The 17,903-nt window shown below is 74.6% G+C and carries 18 protein-coding genes; 8 read left to right on the top strand and 10 right to left on the bottom strand.

The features are described 5' to 3' along the window. Positions 1-126 precede the first annotated feature (126 nt). Together AMK13_RS31995 and AMK13_RS31990 are read left to right on the top strand one after the other, a co-directional pair. Entirely contained in the window at positions 127-930 is an 804-nt protein-coding gene (locus AMK13_RS31995) for a DsbA family protein (RefSeq protein WP_049659252.1), read from the top strand. A 106-nt stretch (positions 931-1,036) separates the two neighbouring features. Then, the gene (locus AMK13_RS31990) at positions 1,037-1,693 is read left to right on the top strand and encodes a vitamin K epoxide reductase family protein (protein ID WP_074005177.1); all 657 of its coding nucleotides are present in this window, start codon (positions 1,037-1,039) and stop codon (positions 1,691-1,693) included. A 7-nt stretch (positions 1,694-1,700) separates the two neighbouring features. Here AMK13_RS31990 and AMK13_RS31985 read toward each other — a convergent pair whose 3' ends face one another. The 4 genes from AMK13_RS31985 to AMK13_RS31970 form a co-directional block, all read right to left on the bottom strand. Beyond that, complete coding sequence (locus tag AMK13_RS31985; RefSeq protein ID WP_074005176.1) at positions 1,701-2,201, bottom strand: NUDIX domain-containing protein; 501 nt, start codon at positions 2,199-2,201, stop codon at positions 1,701-1,703. A gap of 106 nt (positions 2,202-2,307) precedes the next feature. Then, the gene (locus AMK13_RS41380) at positions 2,308-3,396 is read right to left on the bottom strand and encodes a serine hydrolase domain-containing protein (RefSeq protein ID WP_107418912.1); all 1,089 of its coding nucleotides are present in this window, start codon (positions 3,394-3,396) and stop codon (positions 2,308-2,310) included. A gap of 48 nt (positions 3,397-3,444) precedes the next feature. Further along, on the bottom strand, positions 3,445-3,960 hold the full coding sequence (locus AMK13_RS42430) for a GNAT family N-acetyltransferase (protein ID WP_049660050.1): 516 nt from the start codon (positions 3,958-3,960) through the stop codon (positions 3,445-3,447). A 24-nt stretch (positions 3,961-3,984) separates the two neighbouring features. Beyond that, positions 3,985-4,401 (bottom strand): ankyrin repeat domain-containing protein, encoded by a 417-nt coding sequence (locus AMK13_RS31970; RefSeq protein WP_049660049.1) that lies wholly within the window; start codon positions 4,399-4,401, stop codon positions 3,985-3,987. Positions 4,402-4,799: 398 nt separating this feature from the next. Between AMK13_RS31970 and AMK13_RS31965 the strand changes: the two genes are divergently transcribed. From AMK13_RS31965 to AMK13_RS31955, 3 genes are all read left to right on the top strand, one after another. After that, a complete protein-coding gene (locus tag AMK13_RS31965; RefSeq protein WP_049660046.1) occupies positions 4,800-4,994 on the top strand; it encodes a hypothetical protein in 195 nt (64 codons plus the stop codon). Positions 4,995-5,108: 114 nt separating this feature from the next. Next, positions 5,109-6,725 carry a hypothetical protein gene (locus tag AMK13_RS31960; RefSeq protein WP_074005175.1) on the top strand — a complete coding sequence of 539 codons (1,617 nt, stop codon included), beginning with the start codon at positions 5,109-5,111 and terminating at the stop codon, positions 6,723-6,725. A 311-nt stretch (positions 6,726-7,036) separates the two neighbouring features. Next, positions 7,037-7,411 carry an RNA polymerase-binding protein RbpA gene (locus AMK13_RS31955; RefSeq protein ID WP_049655293.1) on the top strand — a complete coding sequence of 125 codons (375 nt, stop codon included), beginning with the start codon at positions 7,037-7,039 and terminating at the stop codon, positions 7,409-7,411. Between the two features lie 162 nt (positions 7,412-7,573). Here the strand turns inward: AMK13_RS31955 and fxsA are convergent, their stop codons facing one another. The 5 genes from fxsA to AMK13_RS31930 form a co-directional block, all read right to left on the bottom strand. After that, the gene (fxsA, locus tag AMK13_RS31950; RefSeq protein ID WP_074005174.1) at positions 7,574-8,152 is read right to left on the bottom strand and encodes an FxsA family membrane protein; all 579 of its coding nucleotides are present in this window, start codon (positions 8,150-8,152) and stop codon (positions 7,574-7,576) included. A 55-nt stretch (positions 8,153-8,207) separates the two neighbouring features. Further along, positions 8,208-9,854 (bottom strand): apolipoprotein N-acyltransferase, encoded by a 1,647-nt coding sequence (lnt, locus tag AMK13_RS31945; RefSeq protein WP_074005173.1) that lies wholly within the window; start codon positions 9,852-9,854, stop codon positions 8,208-8,210. Positions 9,855-9,949: 95 nt separating this feature from the next. Next, positions 9,950-10,402, bottom strand: coding sequence for a twin-arginine translocation pathway signal protein (locus AMK13_RS46110; protein ID WP_074005172.1), 453 nt, complete (start codon positions 10,400-10,402; stop codon positions 9,950-9,952). A gap of 42 nt (positions 10,403-10,444) precedes the next feature. Further along, entirely contained in the window at positions 10,445-12,052 is a 1,608-nt protein-coding gene (locus tag AMK13_RS31935; RefSeq protein ID WP_074005171.1) for an amidohydrolase, read from the bottom strand. 31 nt (positions 12,053-12,083) lie between these two features. Next, the gene (locus AMK13_RS31930) at positions 12,084-12,524 is read right to left on the bottom strand and encodes an Lrp/AsnC family transcriptional regulator (protein WP_045694655.1); all 441 of its coding nucleotides are present in this window, start codon (positions 12,522-12,524) and stop codon (positions 12,084-12,086) included. A gap of 229 nt (positions 12,525-12,753) precedes the next feature. Here AMK13_RS31930 and AMK13_RS44300 point away from each other — a divergent pair, with 229 nt between their 5' ends. Then, positions 12,754-13,275 carry a hypothetical protein gene (locus tag AMK13_RS44300; RefSeq protein WP_181970507.1) on the top strand — a complete coding sequence of 174 codons (522 nt, stop codon included), beginning with the start codon at positions 12,754-12,756 and terminating at the stop codon, positions 13,273-13,275. A 76-nt stretch (positions 13,276-13,351) separates the two neighbouring features. Here the strand turns inward: AMK13_RS44300 and AMK13_RS31920 are convergent, their stop codons facing one another. After that, positions 13,352-14,515: an acyl-CoA dehydrogenase family protein gene (locus AMK13_RS31920; RefSeq protein ID WP_074005169.1), complete on the bottom strand. Its 1,164-nt coding sequence runs from the start codon at positions 14,513-14,515 to the stop codon at positions 13,352-13,354. A gap of 212 nt (positions 14,516-14,727) precedes the next feature. Here AMK13_RS31920 and AMK13_RS31915 point away from each other — a divergent pair, with 212 nt between their 5' ends. Beyond that, positions 14,728-15,384, top strand: a complete 657-nt coding sequence (locus tag AMK13_RS31915; protein ID WP_074005168.1) for a uridine kinase family protein — start codon at positions 14,728-14,730, stop codon at positions 15,382-15,384. Positions 15,385-15,773: 389 nt separating this feature from the next. Beyond that, positions 15,774-17,885 (top strand): AAA family ATPase, encoded by a 2,112-nt coding sequence (locus AMK13_RS31910; RefSeq protein ID WP_079272700.1) that lies wholly within the window; start codon positions 15,774-15,776, stop codon positions 17,883-17,885. Positions 17,886-17,903: the final 18 nt, after the last annotated feature.

Here is a 17,903-nt window from a genome sequence, read left to right as displayed (position 1 = left end):
ACCCGCCCGAAACGGGCCCGGTACGCCCGCAGGCAGTGCGCACGACTCCCGCGTTCACCGACCCCGCCGCAGCAGCTGCGGCTTCCCGCGCGCACCCGCGCGCCGCGTACAGGAGTTGACTCCCCCGTGTCCCAGGACAAGAACAAGAAGCGCATCAGTGCCCGCGAGCGGATCCAGGAGGCGCAGCGCCGCGAGCAGCAGGCCGCCAAGCGCCGTCAGCGGATCGTCGTGACGGTCTCCGCCGTCGTCGTGCTGGCCCTCGCGGGCGGTGTCGCCGTCGCGGTCAACTCGGCCTCGGACAAGAACGACAAGTCCTCCGCCGCCGCGTCGGCGCCGCTGGTCACCCCGGCCAACGCCTCCGGCCCGAACGGCACGGTGATCACCTACGGCAAGGCCGACGCCCCGCACACCATGGCGGTCTACGAGGACTTCCGCTGCCCGGTCTGCAAGCACTTCGAGGCGGCGAACGGCGAGACCGTCAAGAAGCTCACCGAGGACGGCCAGATCAAGGTGGAGTTCCACCTGGCGGCCTTCCTGGACAAGAGCCTCGGCGGCAAGGGCTCGCGCACCGCGCTGGCCGCCGTCGGCGCCGCGCTGAACGAGGGCGTGGACCAGTTCAAGGCGTTCCACGACGTGCTGTACGCCAACCAGCCGGACGAGCGCGAGGACGGCTTCGGCGACGTCAACCACATCCTGGACCTGGCCGGCCAGGTGCCCGGGCTGAAGACGGACGCCTTCGTGAAGGCGGTGACCGACAAGACCTACGCCCCGTGGGCGGCCAAGGTCGCCGACGCGTTCAACGACAGCGGCGTGACCGGCACCCCGACCGTCAAGGTGGACGGCAAGCAGATCACCCTGTTCGCCGGGAACGCCGTGGTCCCGCCGGAGCAGTTCACCGCGCAGGTGAAGCAGGCCGCCGGCCTCCAGTAGGCCGCGCCCCCGCCCCCGCGCACCACCGCACCGTACGGCACCACCCGGCCCGGCCGAACTCCCGGCCGGGCCGGCTCCTCCCAGCCAGCCACCGGAGTGTGCTGCCATGTCCGCTGCTACCACCGTGCCCCCGTCCCGCTCCGCTCCCGACGACGCCGCCCGGGCCCGGGCCCCGATCGGCGCGAGCCGGGCCTACGCCTTCCTGCTGTTCCTCGGCGGTCTGGTCGGGCTGGCCGCCTCGGCGGTCCTGACCTTCGACAAGCTCCGCATCCTGGAGAACCCCTCCTACGTCCCCAACTGCAACATCAACCCGGTGATCAGCTGCGGTTCGGTGATGCGCACCGAGCAGGCGGAGGTCTTCGGCTTCCCGAACCCGCTGCTCGGGCTGGCCGCCTTCGGCGCGCTGGCGGCGATCGGTGCGGGGCTGCTCGCCGGGGCGGCGTACCGGCGCTGGTTCTGGCTGGGGCTGAACGCGGGCACCGCGGTGGGCGTGGGGTTCGCGCACTGGCTGATCTACCAGGCGCTGTACGACATCGGCGCGCTCTGCCCGTACTGCATGGTGGTGTGGGCGACGGTGGTGGTGCTGTTCTGGTACACCACGCTGCACAACCTGCGCTCGGGCGTGATCCCGGTGGGCCCGCGGCTGGGCGTGGTCGTCCGGGAGGCGGCGCGCTACCACTGGGCGCTGCCGGTGCTGTGGGCGGCGGTGATCGCGCTGCTGGTCCTCAACCGGTTCTGGTACTACTGGAGCACGCTCCTCTGACCGTCCGTCACCCCACGTACCCGTCCGAGTGCAGCAGCGTGGCGGCGCCCGTCCGCCGGGCCTCCAGGGCCCCGGTGAGCCGGCGCGCCGCACCGGGCTGCAGCAGGACGGCCGCCTGGGCCGGGGTGAAGTACCCGTGGTCGGCGATCTCCTCGACCTGCGCCCGGACCGCCGACCCGGCCGCGACCGTCCCGCCGTCGAACATGAACTGCACGGCGGGGTGGGCGTGTTCGCCCTGGTCGGGGATGGCGTCGCGCCACTCCACGACGAGCAGCCGCAGCGGCCCGGCCAACAGCCCCGTCTCCTCGTACAGTTCGCGGGCGGCGCACTCGGCGGGCCCCTCCCCCGGGTCCATCCCGCCGCCGGGGAACTGCCACTGGTCGCGGTAACTGGCCTTCAGCAGCAGGACCTTGCCCGCCTCGTCGGTGAGCAGCACGCTGCACCCGACGTAGGCGCGCACCATCCCGGCGAGCCACTCCTCCTCCGAGAGTGCCCAGGTGTCCGTCATCGCGCCTCCTCCGCCGACCGCCGCCGTCGGGGACAATCTGCCGCGATCCCCGCCCGCCAAACGGCTGTTCGCGCCGAATCCACCCGAATGAGTGCCGGATCCGGCCTCAGCCGAAGACGGCCCGCCGGAAGGCGTTGCGCAGCTCGGTGAGCCGCTGGATGTCCCGGTCGTAGTGCACCTTGTTGGTGAGCAGCAGGGCCCAGCGGCCGAGCCGCCGGGAGACCCAGAAGCCGGTGCCGGTGAAGCCGTAGTGGACGAAGGTGCCCTCGGCCGGTCCGGTGCCGGGGGCGTACAGCCAGGACAGGCCGCGGGCGGGGGCGAGGCCGCCGGTCTGCTCGCGCAGCGACTCCTCGATCCACGCCCCGCCCCAGGGCAGCCCGGGCGGCGGGGCGAGCAGCGCGGTGAGGAAGCGGGCGAGGTCGCGGGCGGTGGAGAAGGCCCCGGCGTTGCCGGAGACCCCGCCGAGCAGCCGGGCCGAGGGGTCGTGGACGACGCCGCGCAGGTGGGCGCCGGCGCCCTCCTCGTACTCGGTGGGCGCGGTGCGGGCGGCGAGCGCGGCGCCGAGCGGACCGTAGCGGGTGTCGGCCATCCCGAGCGGCCGCCAGGCCCACTGCTCGGCGAGCCGGTCCAGCGGCGCCCCGCCGAGGTCCTCGACCAGGTAGGTGAGCAGCACGGCGGCCCGGTCGGTGTACTCGACGGCCGCGCCCGGCGGCCGGTGCGACGGGGCGGCGAGGACCCCGGCCCGGATCGCCGCCGGGTCGCGCCCGTAGAGCTGCTCGAAGCGGGTGTACGGGAGTATCCCGGCGGTGTGGGCCAGGAGTTGACGGACCGTCACCGCTCCGGCGGGGTGCCCGGCGGCGGGCGGCCACCAGGCGCCGAGCGGCTCGTCCAGCGGCAGCCGTCCGGACTGCCGCAGCACCCCGGCGCAGGGCCAGAGCGCGACCACCTTGGTGAGGCTGGCGAGGTCGTACAGGGTGTCCGGCCCGGGCCTCAGCCGCGCGTACGGCCCCTGCCCGAGCGCGCCGTGCCCGCCGCCGCCGAGCGCACCGCCGGCGTCGCCGACGGCCCAGACGGCGCCCGCCCCGACGGTGCGCGCGCCGCCCTCGACCAGCCGGTCCAGCTCCCCGCCGGGCGCGGCCAGGCCGGGGAGCCGGTCGGCTCCGGGTGCGTCGGGTCCAGTCGCTCGCTGGCTCATCCGTCCCCCTCCTCGGGCCGACGGGAGCCTTCCCCGCGCAGCCGCGGCTCAGACCGCCGGAGCGAGTTCCTTGCCGAGGCAGACGCTCTGCGGGTGGTCCTTGTAGATGCCGAACTTCCGGATCGCGGCGTAGCCCTCGGACTGGTACAGCGCGATCGCCTCGGGCTGCTCGGTGCCGGTCTCCAGGATGAAGCGGGTACGCCCGGCCTCGACCGCGGTCCGCTCCAGGCGGCGCAGCACCGCGCGGGCCAGGCCGCGGCCGCGGGCGTCGGGGACCACGAACATCCGCTTCAGCTCGGCGTCACCGTCGCGCAGGCCGTCCGGGCCGGCCTGCTTGGCCCGCCAGCCGCCGCAGCCGACCGGCCGGCCGTCCAGGTAGGCGATCATGAACAGGCCGGCCGGCGCCTCGAAGTCCTCGGGGTGCAGGACGGTCTCGTCCGGGTCGCCGTAGCGGCGCACGTACTCCTGCTGCACCTCCGCCGACAGGGCCTGGGCGTCGGGGTGGGCGTAGCCGGTGACACGGAACTCGACGGTGCCGGTGTCCTGGGCGGTGCTGGTGCTCATGGTGAAAAAGCCTACGATCCCCGCTCAGCGGACCTCGAACCGGGCGACCAGCTCGTCCTTGCCGAACATCCGGGCGGTGTCCACGGCGCTCGGGACGCCGGCCCGGGGGTCGGCGCCGCCGGCCAGCAGCACGTCGAGCACGTCCGTGGCGCCCTTGAAGACGGCGCCGGCCAGCGGGGTCTGGCCGCGGTCGTTGGCGCGGTTCGGGTCGGCGCCGTACCGGAGCAGCTCCGCGACAGTGGCGGCGTGGCCGTGGTAGGCGGCGAGCATCACCAGGGTGTCGCCGCGGTCGTTGGTGAGGTCGGCCGGGGCGCCGGCCCCCAGGTAGGCGGACAGGGTGTCCGTCTCCCCGGCCCGGGCGGCGTCGAAGAGCTTCCCGGCGAGCGCGATCACCTCGGCGTCGGGGGCGTCGGCGGGCTGCTGGCTGGCGGCGTCGGTCATGGCGGGCGGCCTTTCCGGTCGGGTCGTCGGGCGGTCTCGGGGCTGCGCCCAGGGCACGGTAGCGGCCGGTGCCGCGACGGGCCAGCGGACGTCCGGGATCCGGATGACGGCCCGCTCCCGCCACGACACGCGACCGCACGCGTTGCGCAGCCATTCGAGCGAACTTCCGGGACCCCCCGGAAACTTCCCACCCGCCGCCCGGGAATGCCTGGGCGCACCGAATCCCCGCGCGGCCCGGCCCCCACCCCGGCCGGTGCGCATACCGCCACCCGGCCGCCGGAACGGTATTGAACGGCAGAACCACCCATTTGCACCGTTCCATCATCTATTACTTTTTGTCACGATTAGTGCACTTTCCGTAACACCCCTGCTTGTCCCCACTTCCTGAGGAGCGGAACGTGATCCTCTCGATTTCCGGCATCGTCCTGTTCGGCACCATCGCCTTTCTCTTCTTCCGCCGGGACGGACTAAAGGTCTCCCACGCCATCGTCTGCGCCCTCTTCGGCTTCTACATCGCCGGCTCCTCGATCGCGCCGAGCATCACCGCGGGCGGCGCGAGCCTCGCCAGCCTGCTCAGCGGCATCAGGTTCTAGCCGCCACCTCCTCCCCCGCCGTACCGGCCCGGGCGCGGATCCCACACCGCCCCCGGGCCCCGTCGTTCCCCACCGCGCCCACCCCACCCGTCCCACCGCCCGGGGAGTCAAGGAATGCCGCTCCACCGCCACCTCAGCAAGGGCCGCACGATCGCCCGGACCGCCGGGGACCACGCCTCCGACATGTTCGCCCCGCTCTCCGTCATCGGCCGCGGCCTGCGCCACCACGTCGACTGGGCCAGGTCCCGCTGGCAGGAGACCCCCAAGGAGCGCCGCGGCCCGACGCTGTTCCTGACCGCCGCCCTGCTGATCGGCGTCTACCTGCTGCCGCACGGCCTGCTGTTCGCCCTGATCGCCCTGATGGCCAGCGCCGCCTGGGCCGGCCGGGCCCCCAAGGCGGCGCCCGCACCGCCCGCGCCGGACGCCTCCGACGTCAAGCTCGCCGCCCTCTACGCGGCGCTCACCCCGTACCTGTGCGGCCCCGAGGACGCCAACCCGCTGTACCACTTCGAGGGCGCCTACAAGAGCGCCTTCAGCGCGTGGGAGTTCGACCGCGAGGGCCGGCTCTCCCGGCTGGAGATGAGCTACCCGGCCTACTTCACCGACACCGAGCCGTCCTCCCGGGCCCGGATCGAGCAGGTGGTCCAGGGCAAGGCCGGCCGGGCCCGCGAGTACCGCTTCGACTGGGACGAGGAGTCCAACCGGCTGCGGATCACCGCGCTCGCCCCGCTGCCCACCGACATCGCCGCCCAGCGCTTCGTGGCCGCCCCCGGCGAGATCGTGCTGGGCTTCACCGACGAGGACGGCACCGCCCGCACCATCCCGGTCACCCGGGGCGGCACCACCGTCCAGCAGCCGCCGGTGGTCTGGCGCACCGGCCCGCGCTCCTCCGAGCCGCACCTGCTGGTGCTCGGCGTCACCGGCTACGGCACCTCCAGCCTGCTGCGCTCGGTCGCCCTCCAGGCGCTCCCGTACGCGGACCTGGTGGTGGTCGACGGCGCGGGCACCGGCGAGCACGCCTGCCTGGTGAACCGGCCCGGCGTGCACACCGTGGAGACCAGCCTGCACGGCGCGCTGGCCGCCCTGGACTGGGCCGTCGGCGAGACCGAGCGCCGGCTCGCCGCGCTCAACGCCGCCCGGCACGCCGGCACCGCCCCGCCCGAGGACGTCACCCGGCCGCTGTGGCTGCTGCTGGACCACCCGACCGAGCTGAGCGAGCTCGCCCAGGCCGAGGGCCGCCCCGACCCGCAGGACCTGCTGGAGCTCCCGCTGCGGCACGGCCGGGCCGCCCGGGTCACCGTGGTGGTCGCCGACGACCTCGCCGCCCGGGACCGGCTCACCGCCACCGTCCGCACCACCACCCGGGCCCGGGTGGTGCTCGGCCCGGCCGGCCCCGACGAGGGGCGCGACGCGCTCGGCGCGCCGCTGGACATCGTGCCCGCCTCCCACGCCCCGGTCGGCCGCGGCTACGCCCGGATCGGCAACGGCGCCCCGCTCCGCCTCCAGGTGCCCGCCACCGTCGACCCGCTGGACGACGAGGCCCCGGCCCCGCTGCGGGACGCGGTGATCGCCCTGCTGCCGCACCGGGACAGCCGCACCGAGGCGGCCGCCGCCACACCGCCCCGCCCGGACCGCCCGCCGGTGGTCCCCGCCGCCGATCCGGCCGCGCCGGCCCGTCCCGTCGACCTGGCCAAGGGCGAGCCGATGATCCGTTCACGGCCGATCTCCTGACGGCCGGGCCGGGCCCGTCTCGCGGGCCGGTTCCCCGGCCCTCGACCGGGGGCGGCGACCACCGCCGAATCCCGTCCCGGTACGCTCGTCACGGAAAGTCCGCACGATCACCAGATGTGAAATACGTGACACCTGGGGTGATATCACCGGCCAGATGTGACAAATCGGGCGCAGGTGGGTACAAACAGGGGCGGCACTACAGACGACGCATGTCCCGGGACGGGAATCTTCGTCGGAAGCCGAGCGTTGACCGAACGACGAAGAACAGCGACCACTAGTCCTGTGGGCCATAAGCCCGGGAGGCACGATTCATGAGCGAGCGAGCTCTCCGCGGCACGCGACTCGGGGCCACTAGCTACGAGACCGACCGTGGTATCGATCTGGCTCCCCGCCAGACCGTCGAGTACGCATGTCAGAACGGACACCGTTTCGAGGTTCCTTTCTCGGTCGAGGCCGAGATCCCCGCGACCTGGGAATGCCGCTTCTGTGGACAGGAGGCGGCGCTTCTCGACGGCGACGAGCCGGAAGAGAAGAAGATCAAGCCGACGCGCACCCATTGGGACATGCTGATGGAGCGCCGGACGCGCGAGGAGCTGGAGGAGGTGCTGGCCGAACGGCTGGCCGTGCTCCGCTCCGGCGGGATGAACCTCGCGGTACACCCGCGAGACACCCGTAAGAGCGCCTGACACCTCGCTCCCGCCCCGTGCGGGAGGACGCGAAAAGGGACCCTGGTCACCAGGGTCCCTTTCGCGTTGCCCATGGACGGGCAACCAGGTGTCGTCCGCGCGACGAGCCCCCGAGGGGCGGGGTGTCCGCCTCTCGGGGGCTCGTACGTCGCGCCGGTCCGGTCAGCCGGCGATCGGCGGGCGGTAGGTGGTGTCCGGGCCCTGCGGGCCGCGCGGGCCGTCCTCCGGGTCCACGACCTCGCCCTGGACCACCTTGCCGTCCGGGCGGTGGATGCGCAGCTGCTCCTGGAGCCGCATCGCGTCCGCGAACGGGTCCGCGCCGGCGGCGGAGGTGCTGCGCAGCGCCTTGTCCGCGGCCCGGCGCCCGACCGCCCGCCACAGCGCCCGGGTGGGCGGGAAGAGCAGGGTCAGGGCCACCAGGTCCGTCAGGAAGCCGGGGACGATCAGCAGCAGGCCGGCCAGCACGGTCATGCTGGTGCCGGTCTGCGGCTGCTGGGACTGCGGGTTCTTGCTCTGCTCGATCGCCGCCGACAGCGCCTTCAGCCCGGCCCGCTTGATCAGCGAGCCGCCGATCAGGACGCCCGCGACGAGCAGCAGCACGACGGTGAGGCCGCCCAGCCACGAGCCGACCTGGACCAGCAGCCAGATCTCCAGCACCAGCCAGGCGGTGATCAGCAGCGGCAGCACCCGGCGGAGCCTGCTACGCGGGGCCGGACGGGTGGGGGTAGCTTGCTGGGTCACGGTACGAATCCACTCCAAGCGGTGCTCTGCGCGCCGCACGGGAGGTCCGGGCCGGCTACGGCACCACCTGGTCCAACGATTCCTGCCCGGCCGGTGTTCCGGACGGGGCCTTCCGGCGGCGGCCGACCAGCACCGCCGCACCGCAGGCCAGCAGGCCGCCGACGGCCAGCGTCCACTCGGGGGCGGCGCCGACCCGGTCGGCCACCGTGGTGCCGTCGCGCAGCGGGACGGTGGCCGACAGCTCGGCCGCGGTCAGCTCCTCGGTGCGCTGCCGGACACTGCCGTCCGGGCCGATCACCGCGCTGATGCCGCTGGTGGCGGCGATCAGCACCGCCCGGCCGTGCTCGACGGCCCGCAGCCGGCTCATCGCCAGCTGCTGCTCGGGCTGGCCGGTCTTGGCGTAGGTCGCGTTGTTGGTCTGGACGACCAGGACCCGGGCGCCGCTGTCCACGGTGTCGCGGACGATCTCGTCGTACGCGACCTCGAAGCAGATCACGTCGCCGATCCGGGCCGGGCCGAGCTGCATCACGCCGTTGTGGTCGCCGGGGTAGAAGTCCCGGGCGACCCGCTGGAGGCGGGTGATCACCTTCATCAGCTGGGCGCGGAAGGGCACGTACTCGCCGAACGGGACGGGGTGCTGCTTGGTGTAGGAGGCGCCGGGGCCGGTGACCGGGTCCCAGACGATGCCCTCGTTCTGGACGTGCTGCGCGTCCGGGCCGTCCACCAGGGTGCCGACCAGGGTGGGCACGCCGATCGCCTTCACGGCCTCGTCGATCCGCTGGCGGGCCAGCGGGTCGCTGAACGGGTCGAGGTCGGAGGAGTTCTCCGGCCAGATCACGATGTCGGGGCGCTCGACCTTGCCGGCCCTGATGTCGGCGGCGAGCCGCTCGGTGGCCGCGGCGTGGTTGTTGAGGACCATCATCGGGCGGCCCAGGAAGTCCATCCCCGGGTTGGGCACGTTGCCCTGGACGATGGCGACCTTGACGGTGTCGTCGGCGGCCGTGGGCACCGGGACGAGGTAGCCGGCCAGCAGCGCGGCCACCGCCCCGAGCGCCGCCAGCGCGGCCGCCTTCGGGGCCCTGCCGGGCCCGCGCAGCCGCAGGGCGGCCCAGGCCAGCAGGGCGCCGGACAGGGCGACCGCGAAGGTGACCAGCGGCGCGCCGCCGAGCGCGGCCAGCGGGGTGTACGGGGTGGCGGTGTTGGCGAAGGCGAGCCGGCCCCAGGGGAAGCCGCCGAGCGGCAGCCGGTCGCGGGCCCACTCCTGGGTGATCCACAGGCAGGCCGTCCAGAGCGGCCAGCCGGGCAGCCGGGAGGTGACGGCCAGGGCGCCGCCGAGCACGGCCAGGAACAGCGCCTCCACGACCGACAGGCCGATCGTGGCGTCCCAGCCGACCACCCGCAGCCAGCTGAGCAGCATCAGGAAGAACGGCAGGCCGAACGCGAAGCCCGTCCACAGGCCCTGGCGGAAGGTGCGGCCCCGGGTGAGCAGCGACAGCGCGGCGACGCCGAGCAGCGACAGCGGCCACAGGTCGTACGGCGGGAAGGCGAGGGCCAGCAGCAGGCCGGCCAGGGCGGCGAGGCCGGTGCGCGGGAGGCCGGCGCGGACCTTGGCGAGCGCACGGGCTCCGCGGCTCGCCCGGGGCGCCGGCTCCTGCGGCTCGGGGACGGCCTCGGGCCGTTCCTGGGTGACGGGAGTGGCCACCGGCGCACCATCTTCCTGGGGCTTGCTGTTCGGACGCTGTGCGAAGAAGGTACCCCGGAAGGCCGGAGGCCCGTGAGGTCAGGGTGGTAGCGGGGTCAGCGCGGGGTGTAGCGGACCTCCCGCAGCGGCCAGTGCCCGGTGAGCCAGTCGGAGACGGCGCGGTACAGCGGGGCGTCCAGGTGGGCGCGGTCGGCCCGGACCCAGGAGCTGACCGAGACCGCGGACGGGTCCTCGCGGTCCGGGTAGATGTAGACGCAGCCGATCACCTCGTCGCGGTCCGGCTCCAGGACGGTGTAGGTGAAGCCGGTGCGGGCCTCGAAGTCGGCGGCGTGCCGGCGCAGGTCGTCGAGGTTCCGCTCCGGCGGCATCCCGTCGGCGGGCGGCCAGCCGCGGCCGGCCCAGCCGGGGGTGGCGCGGATGTGGGCGATGGAGCCCGTCCAGGCGGCGTGGTCGGAGGCGTTGTGCCGCTCGCCCAGGGGTTCCAGGCGGAACTCCGGGGCGAGCAGCTCGCGCGGGACGGTGAAGTCGGCGGGTACCAGGTCGGTCATGGTGATCAACCTAGGAGGCGACGGCCCGCCGATCCACGGGGTTTACCGCTGGTACACCGTGCGGCCGCGGACGACGGTGCGCAGGCAGGTCGGCAGCGGGTGGCCCGGGGTGAGGTCGGGCAGGCCGGGGGTGCCGGAGCGCGGGTCGGTGGACCAGCCGGCCACCCGGGAGTCGGGGGCCTGGACGACCAGCTCGCCGGCCGCCCAGATCGCGTAGCTGGCGACCGCGCCGGGGACCAGCACGCCGTCCTGGTCCCGGCCGACGGCGCGCCAGCCGCCCCGGGTGTGGGCGGTGAAGGCGGCCCGCACCGAGATCCGGTGGTCCAGGGTCCGGTGGAAGGCCGCCGCGCGGACGGTGCCCCAGGGGTCGAGCGGGGTGACCGGGGCGTCCGAGCCGAAGGCCAGCGGGACGCCGGCCCGCAGCAGCGCGGCGAAGGGGTTGAGGGCGGCCGCCCGCTCGGCGCCCAGACGCTGGACGTACATGCCCTCGGGCCCGCCCCAGGCGGCGTCGAAGGCGGGCTGGACGGAGGCGGTCAGGCCGAGTTCGGCGAAGGCGGCGACGGCCTCGTCGTCCAGGGCCTCGGCGTGCTCGACACGGTGGCGCAGGGCCTTGACCCGGTCGGCGCCGACCCGGGCGCCGGCCTCCCGGACGCCCTCGATCACGGCGGCCACGGCCGCGTCGCCGATCGCGTGGAACCCGGCCTGGAGCCCGGCCCCGGTGCAGGCGGCGACGTGGTCGGCGACCTGCCCGGCGGTCAGGTAGGCGGTGCCGGTGTGCCCGGCGTCCGCGTACGGGGCGTGCAGGCAGGCGGTGTGGGAGCCGAGCGCGCCGTCCACGAAGAGGTCGCCGCCGGCGCCCACCGCACCGAGCCGGCGGGCGGTCTCGACACCGCCCAACTCGCCCCAGTAGCCGAAGACTTCGGGCCCCTCGCCAGCGGCGGCGAGAGCCAGCAGGGCGGCCAGGTCGGCCTCCGAGGAGATCTCCGGGCCGGCGCACTCGTGCAGGGCGCCGATGCCGAGCTCGGCGGCGCGGGCCAGGGTGGCCCGCTGGGCGCGGCGGCGCTGCTCGGGGGTCAGCCGGGCCAGCGCGGTCCGCCGCACGATGTGGTGGGCGTCCCTGGTGAGCGGGCCCTCGGGGTCGAAGCCGGGCGCCTCGGCCAGGCCCTCGGTGAGGTCGCGCAGCGCCGTGGTGGCGAGGGCGGAGTGCACGTCGGTGCGGGAGAGGTAGAGGGCGGCGCCGCGGGCGGCGGCGTCGAGCTCGGCGAGCGTGGGCGGGCGGCCCTCGGGCCAGCCGCTCTCGTCCCAACCGTGGCCGATCAGCACCCCGCCGGGCTCGGGCCGGGCGTCGACGAAGGCGGTGACGGCGGCCAGGGCGGCGGCCAGCGAGGGGCTGCCGGTGAGGTCGAGGCCGGTGAGCGCCAGGCCGGTGGCGGTGGCGTGCACGTGGGCGTCCACGAAGGCGGGGGTGACCAGGGCGCCGTCCAGCTCGACGATCTCGTCGGCGGTCGCGGCGTACGCCTCGGCGGCGCCGTCGCTGCCGACCCAGGCGACGTGCCCGCCCTCCACGAGCATCGCGGTGGCGAAGGGGTCGGCGGGGCTGTAGACGGCGCCGCCGCGCAGCAGGACGGTCCGGGGAGTGCGTTCGGTCATGCGGCCTAGTCTGCACCCCGCCCGTTCGCGGTCAGAGCTTCGGGGGTCGTGCCTCGTACGGGGTGGACAGGACGACGGTGGTGCGGGTGGAGACGCCGGCGGCGCTGCGGATGCGGGCGAGCAGGTCCTCCAGGTCGCCGGGGGCGCCGACGCGGACCTTGAGTATGTAGTTCTCGTCCCCGGCGACGCTGTGGCAGGCCTCGATCTCGGGCAGGCCGGCCAGCCGTTCGGGGGTGTCGTCCGGGGCGCTCGGGTCGAAGGGTTTGACCGAGATGAACGCGGTCAGCGCCAGGTCGACGGCGTCGGGGTCGATGATCGCGGTGTAGCCGCGGATCACCCCGCGCTGTTCGAGGCGGCGCACCCGCTGGTGCACCGCCGAGGTGGACAGGCCGGTGGCCTTGCCCAGGTCCGTGTAGCTCATCCGGCCGTCTTCGAGGAGCAGCTGGACAATGCGTTGGTCGAGATCCTCCACAGTGCGCAAACCTACCCGGTCGGGAGCACGGGGGGCGCACGCGGTGGCACGGGGAGGGATCGCAGGTACCGGGCGGGCACATGCCGGGCGAATGTGGCGTCCGGTGTGGCCAAGGACACACCCGGTGCATCACGGTGCACGGGACCGCAGGGTTATGAGTCCTGATCACAGGGAAGTGCTGGTTGTGGCCCTGGACGACCACGCCGGGCCCGATCCTAGGGGGATCCTCATGCCTGCTACTGACCAGCGTGTGCTGGGCGCCGACGAGACCGACGATATGACCGACCGCGAGGACCTCGCGGTCGATTACATGCCGGGCACCGACCCCGGCGAGGCGGAGAACTGGGACATCTTCCGGGTCGACTGCCCCGAGTGCCGCCGCCCGATCGCCCTGGTGGCGGACGAGGACCGGCTGCCGCAGCACGCGCTGCTGCCGACCGCCTGGAACCCCTTCGCCCCCGCGATCTGCCCGGGCTCGGGCACCCCGACGGACGACCTGGCCGAGGTCGAGGCCCCGGAGGACGCCGAACCGGCCCGGATCGACGCGCTGTTCAAGCTCCCGACCGGGCTGGACTGGCGCACCCAGCCGTTCTCGCACGCCGTCGCGCACCGCCCGGTGCGGCTCGCCGCGGTCGGCCAGGCCGCTCCGACCGCGCCCGCCGCCCCGACGGTCGCGACGATGCGGGCCGCCATCCCCGAGCAGCGCCGCCGTCGTCCGGCGCTGACCGCCCGTACCGCCAAGGCGAGCTGACGCTCCGCCGGGAACGCCTCCGGCCGTCACTCCGCACCCTGGAGTGACGGCCGGAGGCCGTGGAGAGGGAAGGCCGTCAGGCCTTCGTGAGGTGGCGGCCGATCACCAGGCGCTGGATCTGGTTGGTGCCCTCGACGATCTGCAGCACCTTGGCCTCGCGCATGTAGCGCTCGGCCGGGAAGTCCTGGGTGTAGCCGTAGCCGCCGAGCACCTGGACGGCGTCGGTGGTCACCCGCATCACCGCGTCGGTGCAGAACAGCTTGGCCATCGCCGCCTCCTTGGAGAACGGGCGGCCGGCGTCCCGCAGCCGGGCGGCGGAGAGGTAGAGCGAGCGGCCGGCCTCGATCTGGGTGGCCATGTCGGCGAGCATGAAGGACAGGCCCTGGAACTCGGCGATCGGGCGGCCGAACTGGCGCCGGGTGCGGGCGTAGTCGACCGCGAGGTCGAGCGCGGCCTGGGCCACCCCTATCGCACAGGCGGCGATGCCGAGGCGGCCGGAGTCCAGCGCGGCGAGCGCGATCTGGAAGCCCTGCCCCTCCTCGCCGACCAGCCGCTCGCGGGGCACCCGGGCGCCGTCGAAGTGCAGCTGCGCGGTCGGCGAGGACCACATGCCCATCTTGCGCTCCGGCGGGGCCGCGGACAGTCCCTGCTGGGTGCCGGGGACCAGCAGGCAGCTGATGCCCTTGGGGCCGTCGACGCCGGTGCGCACCAGGGCGCTGTAGAAGTCGGCCTGGCCGCCGTGGGTGATCCAGGCCTTGGTGCCGTTCACCACGTACGTGTCGCCGTCGAGGTCGGCGCGGGTGCGCAGCGCGGCCGCGTCGGAGCCGGACTGCGGCTCGGAGAGGCAGTAGGCGCCGAGCTGCTCGCCGGAGAGCATGGCGGGCAGCCACGTCTCGCGCTGCTCGTCGGTGCCGAAGGTGGCCAGCGCGTGGCAGGACAGGGTGTGCACGCTGACGCCGAGGCCGACGGCCAGCCAGCCGGCCGCGAGCTCCTCCAGCACCTGCAGGTACACCTCGTAGGGCTGGTCGCCGCCGCCGTACTTCTCGTCGTACGGGAGGGAGAGCAGGCCGGCTTCGCCGAGGGTGCGGAAGACCTCCCGCGGGAAGCGGCCGGCGGCCTCGTCCTCCGCCGCGCGCGGCTGGAGCTCGCGCTGGACCAGGTCCCGGGTGAGGCCCAGCAGCTCGCGGGCCTCCTCGGTGGGCAGCTGGCGCTCCACGGCTTTCACAGGGGAGGGGGTCATGGCGGTGGTCGCCTCCTCGATCGGGGCGCGGGACCGAGGTGTCGGCCGGTCCGGCGTGGGTGTGGCTGGTCGGACCGACCGGCACCGGGTTGCGGTGAACGGCCGTTCACAGTCGTGGCGAAGGCGAGTATGCCCGAAACCCGCGCTGCCGTCACGACCTGCACATATGAACTGGACGCAGTGGCGGGCTACGGCACCGTAGGGTTGACGTTGTGGCTGTATCCGAACCCCTCCCGACCCGATTCCGGCCCGCTCCGGACGACCGGCTGACCGCGCTCGCGGCCGAGTTGCGAGCGCTGCCGCCCTCCTGCGGGCCGGTGCGGCTGGTCGCGGTGGACGGCCACGCGGGCTCCGGCAAGACCACCTTCGCCGGACGGCTGGCGGCGGCGCTCGGCGGGGCCCCGGTGGTCCACCTCGACGACCTGGCCACCCACCGCGAGCCCTTCGGGTGGACCGGGCGGCTGCGCGAGCAGGTGCTGGAGCCGCTGGCGGCCGGGCGGGACGCCGAGTACCGGGTGTACGACTGGACGCTGCGCCGCTTCGCGGGCACGGCCGCGGTGCCGGCCGCCCCGGTGGTGCTGGTGGAGGGGGTCGGCGCCGGGCGACGGGCGGTGCGGCCGTGGCTGGCCCGGGTGATCTGGATGGAGCTGGACGCCGTCTCGGCCCGGCGGCGCGGGGAGGAGCGGGACGGGCCGGAACTGGCCGAGTTCTGGGCGGGCTGGGCCCGGGCCGAATCGGCGCATTTCGCCGCCGATCCGAGCCGTCCGCACGCCGTGACGCGGGTCGACGGGGTGACCGGCCGGATCGCCCCGGACACCGTCGGTGAATCTTCAACCAACGCCTTGACCTGCGACATCGCCAGGATCTAGGTTCTCCTCAGCCACCGGAAGAACAGATTCCGGTTGCCTCGGACCCGGCGCCCCCGGCTTGTTCCCCCGTGAGCCGGGGACGCCGTCCGGTCCCCTTCCGAAACCCGCTCCCCCGCCGCCCGTTTCGTCGCCCGGCCGCTCAACGGCCGCTCGTGCGATCGCATTTGCCCCTGTGCGGCACCCTTCCGGATCAGCGCCGCGCCGGTACGATTCCTGGCAGGCGCAGTTGCGCCACAGGGGGTCGACGACCACCGGCCAGGCTAGGCGCAGGCAACCCGCCGGCCGAGCCCCGGGCCGCACCGCGGGGGGCGTGAGTGACGACGGTGGACAGTTCCGACAGCACGGCGGGCGGGCCCGACCGGCTCGCCGACCGCGCCTGGCTGCGCGCCATGGACGCGTACACGGCCGGTGCGTACACCCGGGCCGAGGAGGAGTTCCGGGCCGCCGTCCGACTGGACCCGGGCATGGCCGACGCCTGGCTCGGACTGCACGCGCTGCGCAGCGACACCTCGGCCGCGCTGCTGGCCATGTACCGCAACCAGAAGCGGTTCGGCGAGCAGCGGCGACTGCACCGACGGCCGCTCAGTTCCTGGTACTGGCTGGGCTGGTGGGTGCAGCCGGTGCTGGAGGACGCCCGCGACCTCGCGCTGGCGCACGCCTCGCACTGGCTGGACGGGCGCCACCTCGCCGAGCTGGACCGGGCGTTGGAGCAGTGTCCGGCGCCCAGCGAGGACCCGTCCGCCCGCTTCCTGTACGCCTGCCGGTCCTACCTGCTCAAGGACTGGGAGCAGCTGATCCGGGACACCGACCGCCTGCTGGACGACCCCCTGCTCGGCATCGAGGCCGGGCTGTTCGCCGGCATGGCGCGGGTGCGCCTCGACATGTGCGCCCAGGCGCAGGCCCCGCTGGCCGCCTCGCTGGCCCGCTGCCGCTCCGAGCAGCCGCAGCGCAAGGAGCTGCGGTACTGGCTGGCCCGGGCGTACGAGGGGGCCGGGCGCAGCGCCGCGGCGCTGCCGCTCTACCGGGCGGTGCACCGGGCGGACCCGGCGTTCATGGACACCGCGACCCGGCTGACGGCCATCTCGGCCGAGGACGCGCTCGCCGACGGCCTCGTGGACGCCATCGCGGACGGGCTCGCCAACGGGCTCGCGGACGGGCTGACGGCGGGCGGGAGCCCGGGCGCGGCCGACGCCGCCGCACCGGGCGGGCCGGGTGCCGATCCCGGCTACCCGGACGACGCCGGATACCCCGAACTGCCCGGGTACGGGGAGGAGTTCGCGGACGCGGGCGGGCCTGGCGGCGCGCCCGTCCCCGGCGACGGGCTGTCGAGCGACGGAGTGCCTGGCGGGCTGTCGAACGGCCTGCTGTCGAACGGCTTGGCGTCGAACGGCGGCGGACCCTCGGTGGACGCCGGACTGGTGGACGGCCCCCCGGCGGACGGGGCCCTGGCCGGCGGCGCCCTGCTGGACGGGACCGCGACCGGCGGCGCCCGGCTGGACGGCGCCCCGGCCGACGGCGCTCCGCAGGCCGCCGGGGAGCGCTCCGGCTCGGGCGCCCCGACCGGCCCCGCCGTACCGCCGCTGCCCGCCCTCGGCCGGGTGCAGCCCCGGACCGCCGCCGTGCCGGAGCTCCGGTCCGCCGGCGACGAACGGGAGTTGGACGCGGCCTTGGCCGAACTCTCCCTGATGGTCGGCCTGGAGCCGGTCAAGCGCCAGGTGCGGGCGCTGTCCGCCCAGTTGAGAATGTCGCGGCTGCGGGCCGAGCAGGGCCTGCCCGTCCAGCCGCCGAAGCGCCACTTCGTCTTCTCCGGCCCCTCGGGCACCGGCAAGACCACCGTGGCCCGGATCCTCGGCCGGGTCTTCCACGCCCTCGGCCTGCTCTCCGGCGACCACCTCGTGGAGGCCCAACGCGCCGACCTGGTGGGCGAGTTCCTCGGCCAGACGGCCGTGAAGGCGAACGAGCTGATCGACTCCGCGCTGGACGGCGTGCTGTTCATCGACGAGGCGTACAGCCTCTCCAACTCCGGCTACACCAAGGGCGACGCGTACGGCGACGAGGCGCTCCAGGTGCTGCTCAAGCGCGCCGAGGACAACCGGGACCGGCTGGTGGTGATCCTGGCCGGCTACCCCGAGGGCATGAACCGGCTGCTCGCCACCAACCCCGGCCTCAACTCCCGCTTCACCACCCGGGTCGACTTCCCCAGCTACCGCCCCGGCGAGCTGACCGCGATCGGCGCCGCGCTGGCCGGCCGGGACGGCGACGGCTGGGACGAGGACGCCGCCGAGGAGCTGGCCAGCATCTGCACCCACGTGGTCCGCGAGGGCTGGATCGACGAGCTGGGCAACGGCCGGTTCATCCGCACCCTGTACGAGAAGTCCTGCGCCTACCGGGACCTGCGGCTGACGCTGCTGCGCGAGCCGCCGGGCCGGGAGGACCTGGCCACCCTGCGGCTGCCGGACCTCGTCCAGGCGTACGGGGAGCTGATCGACGGCCGGAGCTGATCCCCGCACCGGCCCCCT

The organism is Streptomyces sp. CB02056 (genome assembly GCF_001905545.1).
Classification (GTDB): Bacteria; Actinomycetota; Actinomycetes; order Streptomycetales; family Streptomycetaceae; genus Kitasatospora.
This window is presented reverse-complemented; position numbering and strand designations above follow the sequence as displayed.

Coding starts and splice junctions, on each gene's coding strand:
- AMK13_RS31970 (WP_049660049.1), bottom strand. CDS start 4,401: ATGACCGACGCCGCCAGCCAGCAGCCCGCCGACGCCCCCGACGCCGAG.
- AMK13_RS31955 (WP_049655293.1), top strand. CDS start 7,037: ATGAGCGAGCGAGCTCTCCGCGGCACGCGACTCGGGGCCACTAGCTAC.
- AMK13_RS31920 (WP_074005169.1), bottom strand. CDS start 14,515: ATGACCCCCTCCCCTGTGAAAGCCGTGGAGCGCCAGCTGCCCACCGAG.
- AMK13_RS42430 (WP_049660050.1), bottom strand. CDS start 3,960: ATGAGCACCAGCACCGCCCAGGACACCGGCACCGTCGAGTTCCGTGTC.
- AMK13_RS31910 (WP_079272700.1), top strand. CDS start 15,774: ATGGACGCGTACACGGCCGGTGCGTACACCCGGGCCGAGGAGGAGTTC.
- AMK13_RS44300 (WP_181970507.1), top strand. CDS start 12,754: ATGCCTGCTACTGACCAGCGTGTGCTGGGCGCCGACGAGACCGACGAT.
- AMK13_RS41380 (WP_107418912.1), bottom strand. CDS start 3,396: ATGAGCCAGCGAGCGACTGGACCCGACGCACCCGGAGCCGACCGGCTC.
- AMK13_RS31960 (WP_074005175.1), top strand. CDS start 5,109: ATGCCGCTCCACCGCCACCTCAGCAAGGGCCGCACGATCGCCCGGACC.
- AMK13_RS46110 (WP_074005172.1), bottom strand. CDS start 10,402: ATGACCGACCTGGTACCCGCCGACTTCACCGTCCCGCGCGAGCTGCTC.
- AMK13_RS31985 (WP_074005176.1), bottom strand. CDS start 2,201: ATGACGGACACCTGGGCACTCTCGGAGGAGGAGTGGCTCGCCGGGATG.
- AMK13_RS31935 (WP_074005171.1), bottom strand. CDS start 12,052: ATGACCGAACGCACTCCCCGGACCGTCCTGCTGCGCGGCGGCGCCGTC.
- AMK13_RS31990 (WP_074005177.1), top strand. CDS start 1,037: ATGTCCGCTGCTACCACCGTGCCCCCGTCCCGCTCCGCTCCCGACGAC.